A 21,827-nucleotide genomic window follows, 5' to 3' on the forward strand; every position below is an offset into this window, starting at 1 on the left:
GTAAGCGTTCATTCCGCGACGTAGTTGACTTACTTCACATCTCGAAGCGGTCGTAATAAGCCCGGTGAGATCTTGTATTGCCGGGCACCATCGTCACCTAACACGATCACACTCTTGCGGTTGATCTTGGTAACTATCCCCAGCACCGGACCCTCCCGACCTTCGAAGGTCACTTTCAGACCAACCCGCAGTTGACTCAGAGCCTGCAGGTTTTCCCGATCTTGCAACTCATCGATGCGCCGGCAGATGTATTTGTTCAGTTCCAGCAGTTGATCAATGCTCATGTCGTCAATGCGCATGGACGGTGGCCTCCGGCTGTGGGCTCTGTCGATCTGGGTGGCGTCGGTCGATCAGCGAGCGTAACGGTTGGTTTGCGAACCGGATTTTCCAGAGTCGCGGTGTCAGATCCACTACGTCGCGGGCCGGATGTTGGCTGATACGTTGCAGTACATCCACCAGATAAGTGTACGGGTTCAAGCCGTGCAGTTTGCAGGTGGCGATCAGACTCTGGATGATGCCAAGGTGCTCCGCACCCAGTTCGGTCCAGCAGAACATCCAGTTTTTCTTACCCATTGGAATGGGCCGCAAGGCCCGCTCCAGGTGGTTGGTGTCCGGCTGCACATCCGGATCTTCCAGGAACACGGTCAGACTGGTTTCCCGGCTGAGCACGTAGTTCAGGGCTTTGGTCAGTGGATCACTGGGCAGCAGGCCGCCGTGTTCCAGTTGATCCCGGCACCATTGGAAGAAGTCACTGACCACCGGTTTCGAGTGGTTCAGCCGGTACTGGCGTTTCTTCTCGCCAGCCAAGCTTTGGGTTTTGATAGCTTCTTCGTTCTGGTACAGCTTCGCAATCTGTTGCAGAGCCTCCGTCGCTTTCTCAGGATGCTCCTTCTGCGCCTCAATAAAGTAACGGCGACTGTGCACCCAGCATTGGGCGTGGGTGATGTTTTGTTGTGTGGCGGCATAGCGGGCATAAGCCGCGTAACCGTCACTGATCAGGGTGCCGCTGAACTGATCGTTCAGAACCTGTTCGATATGGGCGCGCCCTCGGCTGTTCGAGTAGGTGAACACCACTTCGTCGGCATCGCCGTACAGTGGCCAGAACCAGCCAGACTTCATTTTGCCTTTTTGCGGGCCCGCCCGGCCCTGGTGGCCAGCCTTGATGGGTGTTTCGTCCATCGCCAGCACTCGGCTTCTCAGAACGTTGTCGGTCTGGGCATCCACAATGGGGCGCAACAGGTCAATAGCGCGCTTGACCAGGTTGGTCAGGGTGCTTCGACTGACGGTGACACCGGCCTGCTGGATGCGCTGGTGTTGGCGATACAACGGCAGATGGAACTGGAACTTGTCTACCAGCAAACCCGCCAACAGGCTGACGTCGGCCAAGCTGTTATCCAATACATTGAACGGAGCCGGTGTGGTGATGGGCTTCTCGCTGCCCTTGCGCCGGAACACCGGGCGTTCGATTTTCAGCACCACATAGCTGGACGCCCACTGGGCCAGTCGGTAGGTGGTTTTGGTGCCAAGGATGTCGTACTGATCGGCCTGCGGGCCAGTCAGCTCCGGGGGCAGGTGTTCAATCACTTCCACAGGCACATCGGCGGTAAAGCGCAGACCGGTGTCATTCAGGCAATCGTCGTCTCGCTGTTTTTGACCGGTACCACGTTGATAGGCTTTGATGGTGCGCTTTTCTTCATCGGCAGGCTTCTCCGGTGCAGGTGCGTCTTCGGGCTGGAACAAATCATCTTGGCCCGGCAGGTCATAGACCTGCTTCTCGGATTTGGGGCCGAACAGCTGTTTTTTGAACCAGTCCAACTGACGGGCCAGCTGTCGAATCGCGTCTGCCTGAGCATCCAGCTGCGCCCGCAACATGGCGTTCTCTTCGGCCAGAGCCGAGGAGGAAGATGTGTTGGAATGGAGAGCGGAAGCCGTTGAATTCATGACCGATATTATACCGGAAGCTCGCGTTTTATACCCCTCTAAAACGCTTGAACTGACGGTATTTTTGCACTTCAATACCGTCAATCAGTAGCTGTAAATCCGTCAGGGTCAGGGCCCGTTGGCCAGAGGACGAGGGGCGCACCCGGAACTGCCCTTGCTCCAGGCGCTTGGCCCACAAACAGTACCCGGTAGGCGTGAAGTACAGCATTTTCATCTGGGTCTTGCGGCGATTGACGAAAACAAAATACTGGCCGCTGAGCGGGTTCTGCTTCAACTGATTCCGCACTAACGCACTCAGGCCCCGGAAGGATTTGCGCATGTCGGTGGGTTCCGTGCACAGCCAGATCCGGGCCTGGCTATCCAGACCGATCATCCGTTCTGGCTCAGCCGCAACTCCACGCCGTTGCCCAGACTCAACACAATATTCCAGCCCGGCCCAGCGGAAGCGCCCATCAATGAGGACACATCCAGAAAGCCGGCATTGTCAGAGTGGGACGTCTCGCTCTCCGGCTCAACTGACAGGCGCTTGCGCCAGTTGCAGAAACTGGCATAGCCAATGGCCTCTCGCTGACAAAACTGTGGTGCTGATAAACCACTGTCACGCTGCTGATCAAGCAGGGCCTGCCACTGCTCGGGAGTGCGGTGTTTTCTCATGGGGGTAACCTCGTGTTGATGAGTGAGAGGTTACTGTAGGGCGGAATTCAGCGGGGTGGCAGGGTGTCCTGGAATGAACGCTTACAGCCATGACGGACTGGGACTGAAAACGCCTCAGCCAGAATCGGAGCCCGAGCCAGTTCCAGAACCAATGGTGACATTCCCCGACTGGCAAGATATTAGCCAAGCGGGCGGTATTTTCGACGATTCAGAGGCTGAGCCTGTGGTCGATGATGAAAGCATGCTCACAGGCGACTTGCTTGATGATTGCTCCAGCCTATTAGGCAATGACGGCGGTATCTCAGGCGGTGGCATCAACCCCGCGACCGGGCTGCCTATGGCAGACAGCATGATTGATGTCGGTGGTAACGTTTACGGAATGAGCGACGATAGTATGAGCATCGGGACTGGGATGGATAGCGGCTTTGGCATAGACACCTTTGGCAGTCCCGATGATGGTTTCTTGTAGCCTTCCCTAAATTCCGGCCTGCCGTTCAATCTTCGCCTTGTTCGGTACTTACGTAACGCCTGATCCACTCCATAACTTCTGATTCACTCCACCTGGCGTCGGTTCCACGGAGTGTCGCCGGCGCCATGGTTGGAGCCGGTCTTCCAGGTAGTGGCCATTGCGCTTATGTACGTTTTCTCGACTTACGCGGTGAGCATAATGCTTGGCAAGGAAAAACAATCTCTTTGGTGCTGGCCAGCCGTTGTGATTTTTTCGCTCATTTTAACCACGTTCATGGGCTCGGAATGGTCATTCGCGGGTACTTCTGAAATTGTAAGTCAAATATTGATGATGTAATGGAGAGGGCAAAAATTGAAAATTGGGACAATCTTGGGACATAAAAAAATCAGCCACCGCTAAGTGACTGATTCTTTTGTAAGGAATTGGTCGGGACGGTAGGATTTGAACCTACGACCCCTTGCACCCCATGCAAGTGCGCTACCAAGCTGCGCTACGCCCCGATTCGCTAATTGTTGCCTTTTCAAAGCTGAGCCTTGACGGCGATTGCCAAAGAGACTTAAAGAGGAATCTCAGTGGCTTAGCGGGAGCGAAGTCTACACTAGCCCGGATTGAAAATAAACAGGCATTGTAGGAATTGCCCCTGAATTTTTAGCGCAACTTAGTTTCTCTGAGCTGCCGTATGAATTCCGGCGGATCAAAGCTGTCCGGTTGCGAGTCGGCCCAATATTTATCGAAGACTGCCATGCCGGTTTTGCCTTCAAGCAGGGCACCGGGTTCCAGAAAAGGAAACAAGTCGATGTAGGAATGCACCTCGGTTTTTGAAACCCGGCGAACAACATGTTCGGGGCCAAGTTCCGAAGTGTCCCCCAAGCCAGCGGCTTCTAGCAGGTTTTGTAGGGCTTCCAGAGTTTTTTTATGGAAGTTGTATACTCTCTGACTTTTGTCCTGCACGTCCAACTTGCTGCCCCTTCTGGGGTCTTGGGTAGCTACTCCACTCGGGCAGCGCCCTGTGTGGCAGTTCAAGGCTTGAATGCAACCCAGCGAGAACATGTATCCACGGGCTGAATTGCACCAGTCGGCCCCCAAGGCCAAGGTGCGAGCAATATTAAAGGCCGAAGTAATTTTGCCAGCGGCGCCTATGGATATGTCCTCTCTCAGGTTGGTGCCTACCAGCGTGTTGTGCACGAGAAGCAGGGCTTCTGTCATGGGGGTGCCGATACGGTTAATGAACTCCAGCGGCGCGGCACCTGTGCCGCCTTCGCCCCCATCAACAACAATAAAGTCCGGTTTGCGACCGGTTTCGAGCATGGCTTTTACAATGGCGAACCATTCCCAGGGGTGACCGATTGCGAGTTTGAAGCCAACCGGCTTGCCGCCCGAAAGCTCACGGAGCTGATCAAGAAACTCTAACATTTCAATGGGTGTTGAAAATGCCGAATGCTGTGCAGGCGATACGCAGTCTTCGCCTACAGAAACGCCCCGTGCTTCGGCAATTTCCGGTGTTACTTTGGCGCCCGGAAGGATGCCTCCATGGCCGGGCTTTGCGCCCTGAGATAGTTTGACTTCTATCATTTTTACCTGATCTAGGGTGGCGTTTTTCCGGAACGCCTCAGCGTCGAAAGTCCCGTCTGTGTTACGGCAGCCAAAATATCCCGAGCCAATTTCCCACACCAGATCGCCGCCGGGCTGCTTGTGGTATCGGGAAATCGAACCCTCGCCTGTGTCATGGTAAAACCCGCCCATGTTTGCGCCCGCGTTCAAACTTAAAATAGCGTTAGCAGAGAGAGCCCCAAAACTCATTGCGGAAATGTTGAAAACGCTGGCGCTGTAGGGCTTTGCGCAGCGTGAGCCGATCTGAACGCGAAAGTTGCTGTCTTGTATTTTTGAAGGTCGGAGGGAGTGGTTGATCCACTCGAAACCGTCTTCGTACATTTTCAATTGTGAGCCGAAAGGGCGCTTGTCCAGTACGTTCTTGGCGCGCTGGTAAACGAGCGTGCGTTGGTCGCGGGAAAACGGCTGCTCGTCGTTGTCAGACTGGATGAAGTACTGGCGAATCTCGGGGCCTATGGATTCAAACAGGTAACGAAAATGCACCATGATGGGATAGTTGCGGCTGATTGTGCGCTTCTTTTGCAGCAGGTCATAGGTGCCAAGAACAGTCAGGGCGCCAAAAATAACAGGGAAAAAATACCCTGCCTCAAAGTGTAGACTCAGCGCCAATGAAACAAGGGAGCCCGTAATACTCATAACGTAGGCCGAGTAGCGCATTGGGAAGGTTGTCGTTTTCTCCATAAATATCTCGCTTGGCTCCGTAATACTTTGAGTAGAGTGCGTTACGCCATGTGATATCCAGTATATCGATACGGCACCGGACTGATAGTCGATTGCTTGAGCTTTTAGCTTTTAGCGCGTCCCCTTTGGTCTATGCTGAGGTGAACGCGTTGCGCTTTTGATGTTTTGAGCTCAAAACATTAACATGGCGCGTCTGTAATGTTTGAGTCCAGATTTATGACGAGTTTTCGATACCAAATTCAGAAATCAGGAGGCGCCAACACGTGGGCGACGTAGTGAAAGACGAGTATCAAACGGATTACGTAGCTGGTCAGGATAATATAAGACCTTTCGGGCTGGATCTGCACGCACCGGTTTTTCCGATTACCGCAATACTGGTGGTGGTTTTTGTTATTGGAACCTTGATGTTTCCAACGGTTGCCAAAGAATTGCTGGATGGCGCCAAGAACGACATCATCGAAACCTTTGACTGGTTCTTTCTCCTCAGCGCCAACATTTTTGTCATCGTGTGCATTGCGTTGATTTTTATGCCCGTGGGGAAAATTCGCTTGGGCGGTATGGACGCCAAGCCGGAGTTTTCAACCATCTCCTGGTTCGCGATGCTCTTTGCGGCTGGCATGGGTATCGGCCTGATGTTTTGGGCTGTAGCAGAGCCAGTGGCCTATTACACGGGTTGGTTCGGCACGCCGTTTGGCGTAGAGGCGAACACGCCAGAGGCCCGTAATCTGGCCATGGGCGCTACCATGTACCACTGGGGGCTTCACCCTTGGGCTGTGTACTCTATTGTTGCGCTTTCTTTGGCCTTTTTTGCTTATAACAAGAACATGCCGTTAACTATCCGGTCGGCGTTTTTCCCGTTGCTGAAAGACAAAGTGTGGGGTTGGCCTGGTCATATCATCGATAGTCTGGCGGTTGTGGCTACCATTTTTGGCTTGGCAACGTCCCTAGGCTTTGGTGCACAACAAGCAGCTTCCGGCCTTAATTATCTGTTTGGTATGGGCTCCGGCATCAACGTTCAGATGGCCATTATTGTTGGTGTAACAGCGGTTGCGCTTGTGTCGGTGCTGCGAGGCCTCGACGGCGGCGTGAAAGTGCTGAGTAATATCAACATGTCGCTGGCAGGCATTCTTTTGTTCTTCGTAATTTTTGCCGGGCCTACCATGAGTATTCTGGAAAACCTGTGGGCGACCAGTTCCAGCTATGTGAGCAACGTTGTGGCGTTCAGCAACCCGTTTGGCCGTGACGATGAAGCTTGGATGCGGGGTTGGACTGTATTCTATTGGGCCTGGTGGATTTCTTGGTCACCGTTTGTGGGGATGTTCATCGCCAGAGTGTCCAAGGGTAGAACGGTTCGTGAATTTGTCATGGCGGTTCTGATTATTCCGACGGTGATTACAGCCGTATGGATGAGCTCCTTTGGCGGTGCGGCACTTGAGCAGATCGATCAGGGCATTGGTGCGCTAGCGGAAAACGGTATTACCGAGGTTTCTCTGGCGACCTTCCAAATGTTCGCAAACCTTCCGCTGACCGGCATTCTTTCGTTTATTGGTATTATTCTGGTTTTGGTGTTTTTCATTACGTCTTCGGATTCCGGCTCGTTGGTTATCGACAGCATAACGGCTGGCGGTAAAACCGATGCGCCAACCGCGCAGCGCGTGTTCTGGGTCGTTATGGAGGGGGCGATTGCAGCCGCATTGATCTTTGGTGGCGGTGCGGATGCCTTGGGCGCTATTCAGGCGACTGCGGTGAGTGCAGGCTTACCGTTCACGGTGATTCTCCTGATCATGACCTGGGGCTTGCTGAAAGGTCTTACTCATGAGCGCAAGTTGCTGATCGCCAGAGGCGAGATGTAATAAGCAATGAGGCATAAAAAAACCGGAGCAACAATCTCCGGTTTTTTTATGCCTGTTATACAGGTCAAAGGCTCGCAAATGTTTTCATGGCGTAGTTAGCCCGTTCTCTCGGGGTAAAGTGAGGACGTTTCAGGCTTTCTACGGCACGCAGTCGGGGCAGTAGCCCACGGCCATTTGCCATTTGAATGGCTAGACCGGGCCGGGCGTTGAGTTCAAGTAGTAATGGCCCTTCGTTGGCATCTACCACAAGATCAACCCCCATATAGCCTAGGCCTGTCGCTTCATAACAGCGGGAGGCCATTTCCAGCATTTCTTCCCAATCATCAATATTGATATTTTCTAAAGCCAAACCTGTGTCGGGATGAAGTGTTATAGGGCGGTTAAACTGTACCGCATTGAGGCTCCTCCCAGTGCCTATATCCAGACCAACCCCTACAGCGCCTTGGTGCAGATTGGCTTTGCCGTCGGAGTCTGTGGTTGCAAGGCGCAACATAGCCATTACCGGGTAGCCTTGGAACACCACTATGCGTATGTCAGGTACGCCTTGATGGGAATAGCGGGCTAGTGCCGGAGCTGATTCCACCAAGCTCTCGACAATGGCCACATCGGGTGTGCCAGCAAGCGAATAAAGCCCGGCCAGAATGTTGGTGAGGTGTCGCTCCAGCACAGAGGCACCCACGCGAGCGCCAGAGGCTTTTACATAGTCGTCTCCATCACGGCCGGTGATTACCGTGATGCCTTTGCCGCCAGAACCTTTTGCGGGCTTGATGGCAAACCCTGCAAGCCCTTCGGCCATTTGCCTAAAACGGGAGATCTCGTGCTGCTGTTTTACGACCTGCAAGAGCTTTGGCGTTTTTACGCCATATTCAGCAACGGCCAGCTTTGTTTTAAGCTTGTTGTCTACCAGCGGATAGGACGAACGTTCGTTATAACGGGCGATGTAGTCTACATTGCGCCGGTTCATATTCAGCATGCCCAGCCGGTTTAGTGCGCGCGGAGAGATCCAGTCCATATCAGTCGTAGACCTTCATTGGCGTGAAACGTCTGAGCTCGCTGAGTTTGTAGCCTGTGTACTGGCCCATCAGCAGAATCAGCCCCAGAATCGCGAAGTGCAACTCGGGGAAGTTGAACGTTAAGTGGCCCGCCAAGGGTGTGCTCATTAGCAAGTAGGCGCAGATAGCAACGAACAGGCTGCCAGAACCTTGTACAAGGACCTCTTGGCCGCCCTCTTCTTCCCACAGGATGGACATGCGCTCAATCGTCCAGGCAATAATAACCATGGGGAAGAAGGTTACGGTCATGCCTGTGTTAAAGCCCATTTGGTAACCGAAGATACTTAGGCCCGCGGTAATGAAAATAACCAGAATGATCAGCGCCGATATTCGCGATACCAACAATAAGTTCAGGCTGGAAAGGTAGCCCCGCATTGCTAAGCCAATGGCTACGACGGACAGAAAGGCAACGAGCCCGGGTACCAGTGTGGTTTGAACAAAGGCAACGGCAATCAGTACCGGCATGAATGTGCCTGACGTGCGAATACCAATGACAATCCGCATAAACGCAACCACAAGGGCCCCGAGTGGCAGCAACAGGAGCATGCGGAACATGCTTTGCTCTTCAATGGGAAGTTCATAGAAGCTTAAAAAACCCAGACCGTCGCCGTCGGATTGCATGGCAGCAAGCTGCAAGGCAGGGACAGTTTGGCGCAGCATGGAGAAGCTGATTTCGGAGTTGTCACCACCAACCACATCCAGCAAAGACTCAGAGCCCTGCCGCCACAGTAGTAGATCTTCCGGCACGCCTTGGGCGGCGGTTTTCGGGTTTAGGGTAAGCCATCGCTCACCGTTGTATATCTGCAGGAAAGGCGTGAGTTGTTGCCGCCGACGGGCGTCTTCAAGCTTTAAGCCATCGGCTGTCCGTGCCGGAATCCCCGAGTGGTTCAGCATGTTCACGAGCAGCTGAAGATAATTTTCCTCGGATACAAGAAGAGTTGTGTTCTGAACACGGGTGTCAGGCTGCATTAGTCGGATCAGCTCACGGGTCATGCTTTCAGGTGTGCTTGAGCGAGCCTCGGCTTGAGCCAAAATTTCCCGTACTGCGGTGGCTTGGGGCTCTTCCCAAAACAATCGTTTGGTCTTGGGTGGCTGGGCAGGAGGAATAGGTTCTGCATTGGGGTCTGGTATGAACTGGGCTTTGAAGTACAGTGTTTGCGGGCCAACTACTTCTCGCTTGGTCCACTCAGCCCGCCGACTGCCGGCCTTATCAATAATCGAAAAGCCATAACCTGGTGAAGCGGCTTGTTCAGTCAAAATCCGGAACCCGGGCGGTTGCTCGGGAACGTTCAGGCTGGCTACCACAGATTCATTTGAGCCATCAAAATCTACCCGTGCCTCAACCATCCAGACCGGGCGCTGCTCCCCGGTTAGCCAGGGGATTCCAAGTTCAACATGTCGCCAAACGGCAAGTGAGATACCGGCAGCAATGAGCAGAAATACAGCAATATAAAAGGGTAGGCGGGAGGGGCTGGTCACTATTATTTCCCGTTGTCTGTACGGATGGATTCAGGCAACTCGGTTGCGTACTCTTTGCCGACGTCAATCAGCATGACGTCCCTAAGCACGTTGCGGCCAATAAGGGCCTGATAAGTGAGATTGCTTCGGTCTGCGAGCGTAAACTCTGCCACTTGCTGGTGGTCACCAATAGAAAACTGAAGCTCTACAACGACACGTCTTTCTGCGCCATCTGCACTGGCTTGAATAACCTTGACGCGTCGGGAAATTTCTTTCTCAAGGGTAACAAACTCTTCAGCGCCGGGAACAGGAACATCAAAACGAACCCAATTGCTGCCATCGCGTTCGAACCGAGTAATGTTTCGCGCGTCTATAGAGGATGTTTCCGCTCCGCTATCAATGCGAGCTTTGTAGATAAGCCCGGGGCCAGCCAGATAAAAGTTCTCTACCTCGCCAACAATGACTTTTCCTTTCAGACGATCAGCCCGCCCTTTTGATTTGTCGGAGGCTGGGCAGGCTTTCTGAGCTGGTATGGGAGGGCAGGAAGGCTTGGCAACTTGCGTTGCAATGGCTTCAAGGACCTTTTGGGTTGAGGCATCGGTATGCTCCAGAACCTTTTCATGTCGAACCTTGGCATTATCTTCCATGGTGACCAATGTGGCACGCTGACTCTGAACCGAGGTTTTGAGCTCGCCAAGATCGGATTTTGGAACCATGAAATAGCTGTCTGTCGAACAACCCGCTAGCAATACAGTGCCGGTAAGAACCGTTACGGAGAGCGCCGATAGACCAGCCCGCAATCGTTTAAAACACATGAAAAACCCCTGAGCCCGTTGTCGGTCACACCCCGAAAAAGAAAATGTGACGGTCTGAAAGTTTATACGGAGAAGATCCGGAGCGGGAGTATACAACAACCAACGTGTGTAGTTGTTTTACAGTTGGTTAAGGGGATGCATTTTATCCGTCTGAAGAAGCGGTTCAGCGGGATAAGAAATGACTGGTGCCAAGCACTTCATCAGAACGCAAATGCTCCTGCACCACTGGCGAACAGTTGAGATAAAAAAGAAGCAGTTCTTTTTGTATGTCTTGGTCCTGAATGCGCGCGGCAAAAACGATTAGATCACGTATCGCATCGTCACTAAGGGCGCTTTCCGCTTCCGAACTTTTTCCATATCGGCTTTTCAGCAGCGCCGTGAGCCGTTCAAGGTGAAACTCGCCGGTGTGGGTGATATGGGGGAGAATCCTAAAATCCGCTGAACCATAACCTTCAGGTGCTATGTCTCTGCACTCGTCATATGGGCTGTCGGCTTGTAGCAAATCTGCACCTAGCTTTCGCCAGAGTTCTTTCAGCATTGTTAGTAATCCAGTTTGGTTCTGTGCCGACCTGAAAGCCGTTAAAAAAGTGTAATGCCATTTGTTGCGGACGACACTACTCTTTTAATCGATATTGTGTTTTGCGTCCAGAGCCGACTCTGGGTGTGTGACTAAAATGCCAAGCAGTCGTGGTGCAGGCCGTGCATGTGCCTCACGACACACAAGGCCAGCGAAAAAATCGTTATGTTCCTATAGAATGTAATACGCGATTAACATTACGCAAATCCATAGAAATACGGATAATCCAGAGGAGTTTTACTTGTGCCTACGGCCGTGAGCGAACTGATGTTATCCCGGCCAGAGATGATGGCGGCACTTGTTGCCCTGCTGTTCGTAACCACGGTTGTCATTGTGGGGCTTCTGGTTAGGGCCAAATCGGAAAGGCGGGCGGCTGGCCTGCAATCGGATGTGGCTGCACAAAGCAGGCGAATAGAAGAGCTGTTAGAAGAGCGCCAAAACCAGCAAGCGAAGATGGATAGGCTCGGCGGGGAGTTGGGCGAAGCCCGCGCCTTGTTGCGGGAACAGCAGGCTGTCCTGAAAGAGGAAAGGCGCTCGGCTACGGAGAAACTCGCGCTGCTTGAGCGTAACCGGGATGCCTTGAAACAGGAATTCGAAAATCTTGCCAACCGTATTTTCGAACAGAAGAGTGAGCGCTTCACCCAGCAAACGCGCACCAGTCTGGATACTCTGCTCAACCCCTTCCGTGACCAGTTACAGGATTTTCGAAAGCGGGTGGAAGATGTATACACCACTGAAACTCGGGACAGACAGGCTCTTCGCAGTGAGATAAAGTCGCTTCAGGATCTAAACCGGCAAATTACCGAAGAGGCCGCTAACTTGACCCGCGCCCTTAAGGGCGACAAAAAGGTTCAGGGCAACTGGGGCGAGTTGATTCTCGAGCGTGTTTTGGAAAAATCCGGGTTGCGCAAAGGCATTGAGTACGACACGCAAGGCAGTTACCGGGACACCGAGAACCAGTTGCTACGGCCGGATGTGGTGGTGCATCTCCCGGATAACCGTAATTTGGTGATTGATTCAAAAGTATCCTTGGTGGCCTATCAGAAGTGGATCACGGAAGAAGATGATAGTGCTCGGGAAGATGCTCTAAAAACTCATGTGGACGCTGTGCGCAATCATATTCGCACGCTCAGTGAGAAAGACTATAGTCAATTGGACGGCCTGCACTCGCCAGATTTTGTTTTTCTTTTCATGCCCATCGAGCCAGCATTTGTGGCGGCTTTTCAGCAAGACGAGAACCTTTTCTCGGAAGCCTTCGAACGAAAGATTATTGTAGTAACACCCACAACACTGCTGGCAACCCTGCGCACTGTTGAAAACATCTGGCGATACGAGCGCCAGAGCCAGAATGCGCGGTTGATAGCAGAGCGCGCGGGCGCTGTTTATGACAAACTCAGGGTGTTTGTTGAAGCCATGGAGCGCCTTGGCGGGCAGCTTCATACCGCTCAGGTTACATACGACTCCGCCATGAACACGCTGACTCGGGGTCGGGGCAACCTTATTTCACAAGCGAATAGGTTTGTTGAGCTTGGCGTGAGGGTAAAGAGAGAACTGCCTAAAGCTATCGTGGATCAGGCAGAGGTGGATTCCGAGCCGGAGCTAACCCGTGAAGAGGCGGATTCGGAGACGCAGGCAATTGGTGCAGATAACGATCAGGAGTAAGTACCATGGCAGTATGTTTTGGGAATAGCCGCTTACCGGTTTGGAGGTTAAAAGGTCGCCAAATGGTTAAAGTGGCGGTTATGGCTTCGGCACTGATGGCCGGGCAGGTGGCAGCGCTTGCGCCCGAGCACGAAGCGCGTCGGCTAATGCTTGCTATTGAAGAAGCGGTAACAGAGGAGAGCTGGGGCGAAGCCGGTGAATACCTAAACCGCTTGCAGTTGTTGGAGGCAGAAAAACCGGTCGACTATCACTATTACCGTGGCAAGGTAATGCTGCAATCTTCGCACTTCAACGAAGCTCAATCAGCACTTGAAGCCTATGTGACGAAAGCGGGCACGGAAGGCGAGCATTATCAGGACGCCCTAAAACTCCTGACCAACATCGAGCGCGCGCGCAAAGCAAAAGCTCAGGCGCCGCAAACCAGCAGCGATACCAAAATAGCCGTGATTGAGCCTGCCGGTGACAGCCGGCTTGAATCTTTGCGGAAGCTGTACTTGGCAGACTCCGACCGAGAAGCCTTGGTGTTGCACCTCAACAGTTTGTTGGGCACCGCAGCATGGCGGGAAGATCAGGGGGTTGTGCGCCTCGATAAGCGGCCGGATATCGAATATCGCGTAAACGTGAGCGGAAATGCCATTGCCGTTCAGGAAATTAAACGGAACAGTGCTGGCGGTGCTACCCGAACAACGGCGCAGGTGCAGGTCTTTGGTGTAAATCCCCAAGTCGAGTGGGGCTGTGAGCCAGCGGTAGCGACCTGTTGGGTATATGACCCACGAGACGGCTCGCGCTTGTTCCAGCTGGCGCCAAATCGAACCCAGGTAGAAGAAGTTGCCCAGACACTGGGCAAACTGATTCGCAACCTGCAGGTCCCTTCGGGCTCCTAATGATTAGAAGGCAGACTGCCAGCGATTTTCAACCCCGTTCGCCCTCACGATAGGCGCCCGGGGTTACGCCGGTCCACTTCTTGAAGGCCCGGTGGAAAGTTGAAGGCTCAGTGAACCCGACTTTCTCGGCAATATCGTTAATCGATAAGTCTTGCCGCCCCAAATAATAGATCGCCATATCTCTGCGTAGTAAATCCTTTATCTCCTGAAATGACGTGTTTTCCTGCTTCAGCCTGCGACGCAAAGTTTGAGGGCTGGTGTGCAGCTCGCTTGCAATCCATTCGAAATCCGGCAGGGGCTTTGAAAAATCTCTGCCGATGAGGGCCCTGATCTTGCCGGTGAAAGTATTGCTCTCGTCCGGACGGGACAGCAGGTCTGCAGGTGAGGTTTTCAGAAACTGCAATATCTCCGGCTTGTCTCTTATCACCGGTGCCGACAGAAAGCGTTTATCAAACGTTAGTGCTGTGCGGTCAGAATCAAATTCTAGGGGACAATGAAAGATATGACGGTATTCGTCGCCATGAGCGGGTCGGGGGTAATTAAACTCGGCTTTTTCCAGCTCTACCGGTTGGCCTACCAGCCAGCTGCCCAAACGGTGCCAGATAACCAGAATGCTCTCGCGCAGAAAATAATCCGGGTCGTGAATCTCGCCTTCAATGCGTGACACCAGTTGTGCTTTCTGACCACTGGTTTCCAGCTCCATTGTGGCCATGGGATCAAACAGCCGGGAAAACTGATACGCGCGGCGATAAACAGCTTCAAGGGTAGGGCATTCGATAACCAGCGCACACATGGTGGCAAAGGTGCCGGCCCGGGCGCGCCGAGGCCCCATTCCCAGAAATTCATCATCCATACGGTGCCAGGCAATCTGTAGCAGCGAACTGAATTGATCGCTATTAACCCGGGCCATTTCAATGCGCAAAAGATCAGGTGATATACCTGCGTCGCGGAGCATGTCGCCGGTATTAAGCCCCAAGCGTTTTGCGCCCGACAGAGCAGCCTGCACAAAGTGCCGTGAAACCGTCAGATCAGACATTAATTTCGCCATTCGATAAGAAGCAGCCCCATCATAAAACCCCCTAGCCACAATGCAACCGGAGCTGCTGTAACAATTGGCTAATTGTTATGGCGCAACAGGCAGTTGGCCCCCATTGCAAAACCGTGCAGCATGGGGCTATAGAGAACAATACATGGCACAACAAAGGAGAACACCATGGCAGGTCCGTTGACCTCAATGAAGATTCTGGACTTCAGCACCCTGCTGCCCGGGCCATACGCAACCATGCTTTTGGCCGACATGGGTGCAGAGGTGCTGAGAGTTGAGGCGCCAGACCGGGTAGACCTAACCCGCGTGATGCCGCCCCACGATGCTGGAGTAAGTACCGCCCATGCTTTTTTGAATCGAGGCAAACAAACCCTTGCACTGAACCTGAAAAAAGAAGGCAGCAAAGAAAAGATTCTGGAGCTGGTTAAGCACTATGACATTGTGATTGAGCAGTTCCGCCCGGGTGTAATGGACCGGTTGGGTATTGGTTACGAAACCTTGAAGGCGGTTAACCCTAAGCTGATTTACTGCGCCATCACAGGTTATGGCCAGACCGGTCCCTACAAAGATCGAGCCGGGCACGACATAAATTACCTCTCTCTTGCTGGCGTGAGCAGCCACTGCGGCCGTGAAGAAACTGGCCCTCCACCCATGGGCATCCAGATTGCCGACGTTGCAGGGGGCTCCCACCATGCGGTAATGGGCATATTGGCGGCGGTGATCCATCGCCAACAGACCGGAGAGGGGCAGTTTGTAGACATCAGCATGACAGACGCCGCTTTTGCGCTTAACGGCATGGCCGGCGCCGCTAATCTGGCGGGTGCTCAGGAGCAGAAGCCCGAAAGCTCTATGCTCAATGGTGGTTCTTTTTATGACTACTATAAAACGCAGGACAACCGCTGGCTCTCGGTGGGAAGCCTGGAGCCACAGTTTTCTGCGCGACTGTGCGACATTCTTGAGTTGGCTGATATGAAGAGCTTTGCCATGAGCCAAAACCCCGAGCATCAAACGTCATTCAAAGCCGCACTCAGTGAAAAGATACAGCAAAAAACGCTAGAGCAGTGGCAGGCTGTTTTCGCCGATGTCGACGCATGTGTAGAGCCGGTTTTGAGTATTGCGGAGGCGGCAGAACACCCACAGCTCAAAGCGCGGGATATGGTGATTGGGGTTGATCGAGGTGACGGCACGATGCAGAAGCAAATAGGGTTTCCGATTAAGTTTGAGAAAACGCCCGCGTCGACCACACGAATCGGGCGGCCTATGGGCGAGTAATTAAAAGCGTAGCCGGGATTTAATCTGAATATAGGTTCAGTTTTCCCGGCCTTCTGCTAGGTTTAATAGTGTCGCCGACGACGGCGAATCCTGCAGTTAACAATTATAAGGATGACACTATGCAAACCTGGAGTAATCGGGCCGCGCGATCAGCGCGCGGCGCAGCGCTGGTGCTTTTAGGCAGCACAATGCTGGCAGGCTGTTTTGATGGCAGTAGCTCATCATCGGGATCAACCGAGCCTGAACTCAACACCAACTTGTTTCCCGCCGATGGAAAGCTGGAAGCAACCATAAGGAGAACCGAAGGGGGTGTTCCCCATATTAAAGCCGACAACTTGAAATCAGCGGCATTCGGGCATGGTTATGCGCAAGCGCAAGATAATGTTTGTTTGCTGGCGGAGGCGGTTGTCAAGGCGCGTAGTGAGCGCTCCAAGTACTTTGGGCCGGGGCCAGACGCTGGATTCGGGGTAGGCTTGAATATTGTTACCGACTTCAGCTACAAAGCGCAGAAAATTTACAGTGGTGCGGAGTCAGAATTACCCACGCTGAGTGACGAAAGCCGCGCGTTAATCGAGGGGTTTGTTGAAGGCTATAACCGCTATATTACCGAAACAGATCCGGCGACTCTACCGGCTGAGTGCCGGAGCCAGCAATGGGTTAAAACGATTACGCCGGTTGATCTACTCGCTCATTATCGGATCGTAGGGCAATACGCTAGCGGGAACTCCTTTGCCACCGGTGTAGCTTTTCTTGCGGTGCCCCCGGGTGTGAGCCCGGCGCCGAACCCGGTGGCTGCGGTTGGTGCCAGCGATGCCGTTGAAAAGTTACAACAAAATGTTGTTAAGACAGCCTTAGCCTCCGCACAATCCGTTCAAGACTTTAGCGATACAGGTCTGGCAAGTAACGCTTGGGGTATCGGTAAGACTATGACCGAGCAGGGGCGTGGAGCACTGCTGGCGAACCCCCACTTCCCCTACACAGGCCACCGTCGCTTGTATGAAACGCAAATGACTGTGCCGGGTTATATTAATGTTCATGGTGCGGGGCTACTCGGTACGGCCATTCCACTGATTAACTTCAATGAAAATCTAGCTTGGTCACATACCGTGACAACAAGCCGCCGTTTCACTTGGTATGAACTGGTGCTGAAAGATGGCGATGACCTAACCTATGTTAAAGATGGTCAGGAAAAGCCGATTACCGTTGAAACCTACCAAATCGAAGTGGCTATGCCGGGCATGGCAGACCCGCTGGTGCTGGAGCGGGACTTCTACTTCTCCGAGTATGGCCCCATGATCGCAGCCAATGCAATCAACCCGCAGTTGCCCGCGTGGGGAGGGAATGGCGCTCTGAACTCCGGGAAGAGAATCGCGATGACCTATCGCGATGCCAATGCCAATACCGGTGGTCTGCTGGATACTTGGCTGCAGATGAGCCTTGCAAAAAACCTTACCGAGTTTCAGGACGTTTTTAAAAACTGCGGCTCGACGCTTTGGACGAACACCACCTATGCCGACGATCAGGGAAATGCGTTCTACATAGACAGCAGCTCCGTGCCGAATCTTTCGGATAAGGCAGCTGCACTCGTTAATTTAAGGCGGTTGCAGCCGTCCTATGCAGGGCTGTTTGACCAAGGCGTTACTTTGCTTGATGGCAGCAAGTCTATTGAAGATTGGGTAGAAACCGAGTGTGGTGCCCTCACAACTTATGAGCAGAAGCCGAAGCTGTTGCGCACGGACTGGGTTCAGAACTCTAACAGTAGCCACTGGGCAACCAATCCAAGCGAATTCTTGACCGGGTACTCACCGCTCTATGGTGACGAGAATGCACCCATTAATGCCCGGACTCGCCTTGGTATTAAGATGCTGCAGAACCCAATGGCTTCCGGTTTCCCTTCAGCTCCGCTCATTGCTGGCCAAGATGGAAAGTTCAGTGCTGAAGAGCTTTTAGGTGTTATCTGGAATAACAGAGCATGGTACGCAGAGCAGCTTCTCCCTGAGTTACGGAATCGTTGCAACACTATTGGTACCACTCCAGTCGATGGCCGTGATCTGACCCCCTGGTGTCAGGCGCTTGATAATTGGGATGGCCTTTATAACCTTGATAGCAAAGGCGCGCATATCTTCCGGGTGTTCATGGCGAACTATCTGAGTGATATGGATTCTGACCTGACCAAGCCGTTCAGCCCGGCAGACCCCGTAGGAACGCCTGCGCTACCTAATACCCAGAATGCTGGAACGCCAGCTGACACCATGCTTCAGGCTCTCTCTGCGGGAGTTGGTGCACTGCAATCCCAAGGTATTCAGCCAACCGATGAACTTGGCACTCTCCAATACTATCGTGCATCCGGCGGTGCAGCACCTGACTCCGGCGACACACCGACCTTCCAAATGGTTGGGATTCCCTGGCATGGCGGCGACGGTAATATCGATGGCGCTTTTAATGCTATAGGCGTTGTCGGTAGTCCGGTTGCTGAGGACACGAGACTGCCTCGAATTGCGCCCAGCACGATCCCCAACACCGCAGGACTTTCTGATGGCAGTGACGGGATTGATGGTTGGCTGATGTCCAGAGGGACAAGCTGGCACTTTGGGCTTGAGTTCACTGAAAGCGGACCAGAGGCTTATGGCCTTGTAAGTTACTCACAGTCATCTGACCCTATGTCGCCTTACTTCAAGGATCAGAGTCAGATGTATTCCGATAAAATGTATCGCAAGTTGCCGTTCACGGAGGATGAAATTGCGGCGAGCCTAGTTACCAGTGGTGAGTCGACTATAAGCAGTCAGTAGGCAATTTATAGTGAAGAGAATGTGATTGAGTCCGACCCTATGGAAGGGGTCGATACAAAAAAACCGGCGGATGATCAGTCATCCGCCGGTTTTTTATTTTTGCGCCCCGGCCAAGCTCGGGGCTTTGGTGCTTATAGTGGCTTACTGGTTTTGGTCCAGAGCCTTGTCGATTGTCTGGCTGCTGCCAAGCGAAGCGCCAACGGCAGGGGCAGATTGCCCCGGGATGGGCTGTGCGCTGAGGGCTTGAGCGGTTTGAGTGATCATTGCACTAAATGCAACGCTAGTATCCGCCGCTCCGCCGGGGCAGTTTTCGTTAGGCGCAATTGGCCCAATAAAGGTACCGTGGTTCGCGTCGGCGCATGGATTGGTTCCATCGAAGAAACTCGCAACGGGCATTGCACTACCGGTTGGCGTAGTTGTATCGATGATGCCAAGGCCTTCAGATCCATCAGCCAAAGAACTTCCGCCAGCACCCAGATCGATTAGGGCCATGAGCGGCTCGGTTCCCGCCAGCGGCGCTGAGAAGGCACTACCAAGCGTATTCACGTTTGCTTCATTGGGGACAGTAGTGTCGCCAACAACTTCTGTGATCAGGATGTTGTTTGTTGAAGCACCTAGATCTTTAGCGAAATTGACAGGGTCCGATGCATCCACAACAGACTGGAACACATAAAAGAAGCTCTCGAAGTTGGAACTTCCCTGAGTAACTCCAGCGGCTTCCAATCCCCCGAGCAGGCTGCCAGCGAGGGATGTGGAGTTTTCGATCAGTCGGGTTACCTGCCCACTACTGTTATGCAGTACAACAGAGTTCAAACTGGGGAATGAGAAACTACTTAATGGTGTGCCAGCAGACTGGTAGATTCCATTGAGAGTGGTATTTAACGTTCCATCATTTGCAAGTGATGCAAATGCGGTTCCGGAAATACCGCCCAGAGAATGCCCTACGAAATTTACTGGAACGCCAGCAAGGTCACCTTGTGTGGCGTAGTTGCCATCTATGTCAAAGGTTTGAATAGACGCTGCGACGTTCAACAGATCCACAACACCTTGGCGCAAGTTATCACGGCTGTTCATCATGTTGCCCGGGTTGATAAACAGGCTGCCTGAGGAGATGTCAGCTGCACCAGCTTCAACGGGCTGCAACTGAGCGTTACTGGTGTAGCCGAAGTGACGCTCACCAATATAGTCCGCATTGATCAAGGCGTTTAGCTGAGGTTCCAGCGGTGAGCCAGCAACGCCGGGGGCCTGAAGAACCTGACCAATCGTTGCCGTCAGAGTCGCTTCATCGAGCGTATCAAGACCCGGCACACGGCCATTTGTTGCGCCCGCCAAACCGTGCAGTGGCTGGTCAATAGCAACAACGGTTTGGCACGCGCCCTGAGCAAGTGCTATGCCCGGAAGCATTGAGCCACTGCGGTCTACGGTAATGCCATGCTGGAAGATGGTCACGCCGTTAGGCTTGCCAGACTCTGCATTGACGCAGGCCGCAGGCTGCGCAGCTGTTCCATCCAGTACCGGATGGAAAACAACCACTGGTACGGTGGTGTTTGCTTTTTGTTGCGGGAACGGGAAGTAGCCGTTCACGTTCAGTTTACCGTCGATGTCCCTTAGGAATGAGAAGGTCTGCTCGCCCGGTTGTAGGCTCTCATTCAGGCCAGCCTCTAGGCTGGTACTGCCAGACCAGCTACCCGTTACAATGCCTGTGCCGTCGTCACCGGGGAGGGATTGGAAGTACGGCAGAGTAATTGCGCCCTGAGATACCTGTACTTGCTGTGCGGCCGCCTTGATGGGATTTGCGTCATCTAAATTGGCAATGGTCGCCAAGGTGGCCGCAGATTTTGCTGGATAGAAGAACGACGGGCGTGGAATCGGAATATGCAGGGATTTTCCAACTTCGTTCGCTATTGCAGCACCAATGTTCTCCGGAGTAATACGCGGCGTGATTTGGCTCAACCGGGTAATTGACGCCAATTCAGCGGCTGTAAGCGTGCTTGGGTCAAGCTCGCCTTGTTGCAGTTGGCCAGCCTTAACAGCTATAGCTCCAAGCTTTTCCGTAAGTTGTGAAAAGTTCAGAGTGGGGTAGTTGTCTCTAATAACCTTCAACTGTGCCGTAAAGCCGATTTTTTGGCCTAGAGCTGTGCCGAAGGCGGCCGGTGCCATCATGGCTTTCAGAACGTTTTTGTCTGAGTTCGTAGTAAACGAATAAGCGAGGGCCGAATTGGACCCAGTGTTGTTGGCTTCGAGGAATCCGTTTGCCAAAGCATCCAGATTTTGAAGCAGGGACTTAACATTGCCTAGAGCTGGGTTGCCAAGAACACCGTTAGCCAGTTCAACGTCTTGTACAGAGCGCGTAATTGATTTGCCGTTTGCGCCTTGGACAGCGTCAGAAACAATGACCAGATACTTCTGGCCTTCCTCAAGTGGCTCAAGAGGCACCACGCGGATTGCGTTGTCGGTACCGCCATCCAGACTGACTACATCGGCTCGGAATTTGGGCTGCACAAGAGGCGTCTCTAGCCCTTGGCCGAACGGATCGGCAGTTACGATACTAGTTGGGTTAGTGTTCGGAAGCGCCAGTGGTGCTGAAGCTACGGCTGGACCTACGTTAAGCGGAACTAGAAAAACAGATGCATTGGCCAGCACAGACGCAGGGTTCAGGGATCCATCAAACTTTAGGCTAAACGCACCGGAAGTGGAAAACCCGGAGAGGCGGTTTACGGCATCGTCGGCAGGAGTAGACCCAGTTGAGAGGCCGGTAAAATCAAAATTTGCACTCTGAGTTGCACCCAGCAGCAGGATCAGGTCCGAGTTAATCGGGAAGGCAGCATTTTCACCAGCTAACGGGTTAGGATGATAAACCGGCCTTACAAGGCTGCGATCAATGGTTGTATCGTCAATTTTATAATCCGGGTTAGCATTTGCCCCCTCGTCAGCGCCGCTAAGGCAGCCTGTTAGCCCAAGGGAAGACGCCACGGCAAGACTTATTAGTGTTTTCTTGAACATGGGTGGAACCTTTTCCTGTTGTTGTATCGTTATGTTCGGCAACTAACGGGGCCGGTCTGAT

At 53.1% G+C, this 21,827-nt stretch carries 17 protein-coding genes and 1 tRNA gene; 6 read left to right on the forward strand and 12 right to left on the reverse strand.

Annotated elements, in window-relative coordinates:
* Nucleotides 1–29: 29 nt before the first annotated feature.
* The 4 genes from MWU62_RS13310 to MWU62_RS13325 all read right to left on the reverse strand — a co-directional run bounded on the left by MWU62_RS13310 (nt 30) and on the right by MWU62_RS13325 (nt 2,595).
* Complete coding sequence (locus tag MWU62_RS13310; protein WP_247115376.1) at nt 30–299, reverse strand: hypothetical protein; 270 nt, start codon at nt 297–299, stop codon at nt 30–32.
* Nucleotides 289–1,872, reverse strand: coding sequence for an IS66 family transposase (locus tag MWU62_RS13315; protein ID WP_247115488.1), 1,584 nt, complete (start codon nt 1,870–1,872; stop codon nt 289–291). Before MWU62_RS13315 ends, MWU62_RS13310 begins: the two co-directional genes overlap by 11 nt.
* Before the next feature lie 97 nt (nt 1,873–1,969).
* Nucleotides 1,970–2,314 carry an IS66 family insertion sequence element accessory protein TnpB gene (gene tnpB / locus MWU62_RS13320; protein ID WP_247115377.1) on the reverse strand — a complete coding sequence of 115 codons (345 nt, stop codon included), beginning with the start codon at nt 2,312–2,314 and terminating at the stop codon, nt 1,970–1,972.
* Nucleotides 2,311–2,595, reverse strand: a complete 285-nt coding sequence (locus MWU62_RS13325; protein ID WP_247115378.1) for an IS66 family insertion sequence element accessory protein TnpB — start codon at nt 2,593–2,595, stop codon at nt 2,311–2,313. The genes tnpB and MWU62_RS13325 overlap by 4 nt, the downstream gene beginning before the upstream one ends.
* A 73-nt stretch (nt 2,596–2,668) precedes the next feature.
* Here MWU62_RS13325 and MWU62_RS13330 point away from each other — a divergent pair, with 73 nt between their 5' ends.
* Nucleotides 2,669–3,064, forward strand: coding sequence for a hypothetical protein (locus MWU62_RS13330; RefSeq protein WP_247115379.1), 396 nt, complete (start codon nt 2,669–2,671; stop codon nt 3,062–3,064).
* A 423-nt stretch (nt 3,065–3,487) separates the two neighbouring features.
* On the opposite strand, the gene MWU62_RS13335 is transcribed toward MWU62_RS13330, so the two are convergent.
* Both MWU62_RS13335 and MWU62_RS13340 read right to left on the reverse strand, forming a co-directional pair.
* Nucleotides 3,488–3,564 (reverse strand) — tRNA-Pro (locus tag MWU62_RS13335).
* A gap of 148 nt (nt 3,565–3,712) precedes the next feature.
* The gene (locus tag MWU62_RS13340) at nt 3,713–5,356 is read right to left on the reverse strand and encodes an FMN-binding glutamate synthase family protein (protein WP_247115380.1); all 1,644 of its coding nucleotides are present in this window, start codon (nt 5,354–5,356) and stop codon (nt 3,713–3,715) included.
* Nucleotides 5,357–5,619: 263 nt separating this feature from the next.
* Here MWU62_RS13340 and MWU62_RS13345 point away from each other — a divergent pair, with 263 nt between their 5' ends.
* Complete coding sequence (locus MWU62_RS13345) at nt 5,620–7,209, forward strand: BCCT family transporter (RefSeq protein ID WP_247115381.1); 1,590 nt, start codon at nt 5,620–5,622, stop codon at nt 7,207–7,209.
* 64 nt (nt 7,210–7,273) lie between these two features.
* Here the strand turns inward: MWU62_RS13345 and MWU62_RS13350 are convergent, their stop codons facing one another.
* The 4 genes from MWU62_RS13350 to MWU62_RS13365 all read right to left on the reverse strand — a co-directional run bounded on the left by MWU62_RS13350 (nt 7,274) and on the right by MWU62_RS13365 (nt 11,072).
* Complete coding sequence (locus tag MWU62_RS13350) at nt 7,274–8,221, reverse strand: alpha-L-glutamate ligase-like protein (RefSeq protein ID WP_200365733.1); 948 nt, start codon at nt 8,219–8,221, stop codon at nt 7,274–7,276.
* A gap of 1 nt (nt 8,222) precedes the next feature.
* A complete protein-coding gene (locus MWU62_RS13355) occupies nt 8,223–9,740 on the reverse strand; it encodes an inactive transglutaminase family protein (RefSeq protein WP_200365730.1) in 1,518 nt (505 codons plus the stop codon).
* Nucleotides 9,741–9,742: 2 nt separating this feature from the next.
* Complete coding sequence (locus MWU62_RS13360) at nt 9,743–10,534, reverse strand: RimK/LysX family protein (RefSeq protein WP_200365728.1); 792 nt, start codon at nt 10,532–10,534, stop codon at nt 9,743–9,745.
* Nucleotides 10,535–10,697: 163 nt separating this feature from the next.
* On the reverse strand, nt 10,698–11,072 hold the full coding sequence (locus tag MWU62_RS13365) for a hypothetical protein (RefSeq protein WP_200365726.1): 375 nt from the start codon (nt 11,070–11,072) through the stop codon (nt 10,698–10,700).
* 282 nt (nt 11,073–11,354) lie between these two features.
* On the opposite strand from MWU62_RS13365, the gene rmuC reads away from it, so the two are divergent.
* Together rmuC and MWU62_RS13375 are read left to right on the forward strand one after the other, a co-directional pair.
* Nucleotides 11,355–12,773 carry a DNA recombination protein RmuC gene (rmuC, locus tag MWU62_RS13370; protein ID WP_200365724.1) on the forward strand — a complete coding sequence of 473 codons (1,419 nt, stop codon included), beginning with the start codon at nt 11,355–11,357 and terminating at the stop codon, nt 12,771–12,773.
* A gap of 5 nt (nt 12,774–12,778) precedes the next feature.
* Nucleotides 12,779–13,657 carry a hypothetical protein gene (locus tag MWU62_RS13375; protein ID WP_227714361.1) on the forward strand — a complete coding sequence of 293 codons (879 nt, stop codon included), beginning with the start codon at nt 12,779–12,781 and terminating at the stop codon, nt 13,655–13,657.
* 28 nt (nt 13,658–13,685) lie between these two features.
* Here MWU62_RS13375 and MWU62_RS13380 read toward each other — a convergent pair whose 3' ends face one another.
* Complete coding sequence (locus MWU62_RS13380) at nt 13,686–14,693, reverse strand: AraC family transcriptional regulator (RefSeq protein WP_247115382.1); 1,008 nt, start codon at nt 14,691–14,693, stop codon at nt 13,686–13,688.
* Nucleotides 14,694–14,870: 177 nt separating this feature from the next.
* On the opposite strand from MWU62_RS13380, the gene MWU62_RS13385 reads away from it, so the two are divergent.
* Together MWU62_RS13385 and MWU62_RS13390 are read left to right on the forward strand one after the other, a co-directional pair.
* On the forward strand, nt 14,871–15,974 hold the full coding sequence (locus MWU62_RS13385) for a CaiB/BaiF CoA-transferase family protein (protein WP_200365705.1): 1,104 nt from the start codon (nt 14,871–14,873) through the stop codon (nt 15,972–15,974).
* 119 nt (nt 15,975–16,093) lie between these two features.
* Nucleotides 16,094–18,763 carry a penicillin acylase family protein gene (locus tag MWU62_RS13390; RefSeq protein WP_247115383.1) on the forward strand — a complete coding sequence of 890 codons (2,670 nt, stop codon included), beginning with the start codon at nt 16,094–16,096 and terminating at the stop codon, nt 18,761–18,763.
* Nucleotides 18,764–18,904: 141 nt separating this feature from the next.
* Here the strand turns inward: MWU62_RS13390 and MWU62_RS13395 are convergent, their stop codons facing one another.
* Nucleotides 18,905–21,766, reverse strand: coding sequence for an MECDP-synthase (locus tag MWU62_RS13395; protein WP_200365682.1), 2,862 nt, complete (start codon nt 21,764–21,766; stop codon nt 18,905–18,907).
* Between the last annotated feature and the right edge of the window lie 61 nt (nt 21,767–21,827).

It is taken from the genome of Marinobacter sp. S6332, from assembly GCF_023016045.1.
GTDB lineage: Bacteria > Pseudomonadota > Gammaproteobacteria > Pseudomonadales > Oleiphilaceae > Marinobacter.

What these genes read in the sequence shown, in the direction of transcription:
- MWU62_RS13390 (WP_247115383.1), top strand. Translation starts at nt 16,094, where the DNA reads ATGCAAACCTGGAGTAATCGGGCCGCGCGATCAGCGCGCGGCGCAGCG.
- tnpB (WP_247115377.1), bottom strand. Translation starts at nt 2,314, where the DNA reads ATGATCGGTCTGGATAGCCAGGCCCGGATCTGGCTGTGCACGGAACCC.
- MWU62_RS13330 (WP_247115379.1), top strand. Translation starts at nt 2,669, where the DNA reads ATGAACGCTTACAGCCATGACGGACTGGGACTGAAAACGCCTCAGCCA.
- MWU62_RS13340 (WP_247115380.1), bottom strand. Translation starts at nt 5,356, where the DNA reads ATGGAGAAAACGACAACCTTCCCAATGCGCTACTCGGCCTACGTTATG.
- MWU62_RS13375 (WP_227714361.1), top strand. Translation starts at nt 12,779, where the DNA reads ATGGCAGTATGTTTTGGGAATAGCCGCTTACCGGTTTGGAGGTTAAAA.
- MWU62_RS13310 (WP_247115376.1), bottom strand. Translation starts at nt 299, where the DNA reads ATGCGCATTGACGACATGAGCATTGATCAACTGCTGGAACTGAACAAA.
- MWU62_RS13315 (WP_247115488.1), bottom strand. Translation starts at nt 1,872, where the DNA reads ATGTTGCGGGCGCAGCTGGATGCTCAGGCAGACGCGATTCGACAGCTG.
- MWU62_RS13385 (WP_200365705.1), top strand. Translation starts at nt 14,871, where the DNA reads ATGGCAGGTCCGTTGACCTCAATGAAGATTCTGGACTTCAGCACCCTG.
- MWU62_RS13360 (WP_200365728.1), bottom strand. Translation starts at nt 10,534, where the DNA reads ATGTGTTTTAAACGATTGCGGGCTGGTCTATCGGCGCTCTCCGTAACG.
- MWU62_RS13395 (WP_200365682.1), bottom strand. Translation starts at nt 21,766, where the DNA reads ATGTTCAAGAAAACACTAATAAGTCTTGCCGTGGCGTCTTCCCTTGGG.
- MWU62_RS13365 (WP_200365726.1), bottom strand. Translation starts at nt 11,072, where the DNA reads ATGCTGAAAGAACTCTGGCGAAAGCTAGGTGCAGATTTGCTACAAGCC.
- MWU62_RS13380 (WP_247115382.1), bottom strand. Translation starts at nt 14,693, where the DNA reads ATGTCTGATCTGACGGTTTCACGGCACTTTGTGCAGGCTGCTCTGTCG.
- MWU62_RS13350 (WP_200365733.1), bottom strand. Translation starts at nt 8,221, where the DNA reads ATGGACTGGATCTCTCCGCGCGCACTAAACCGGCTGGGCATGCTGAAT.
- MWU62_RS13325 (WP_247115378.1), bottom strand. Translation starts at nt 2,595, where the DNA reads ATGAGAAAACACCGCACTCCCGAGCAGTGGCAGGCCCTGCTTGATCAG.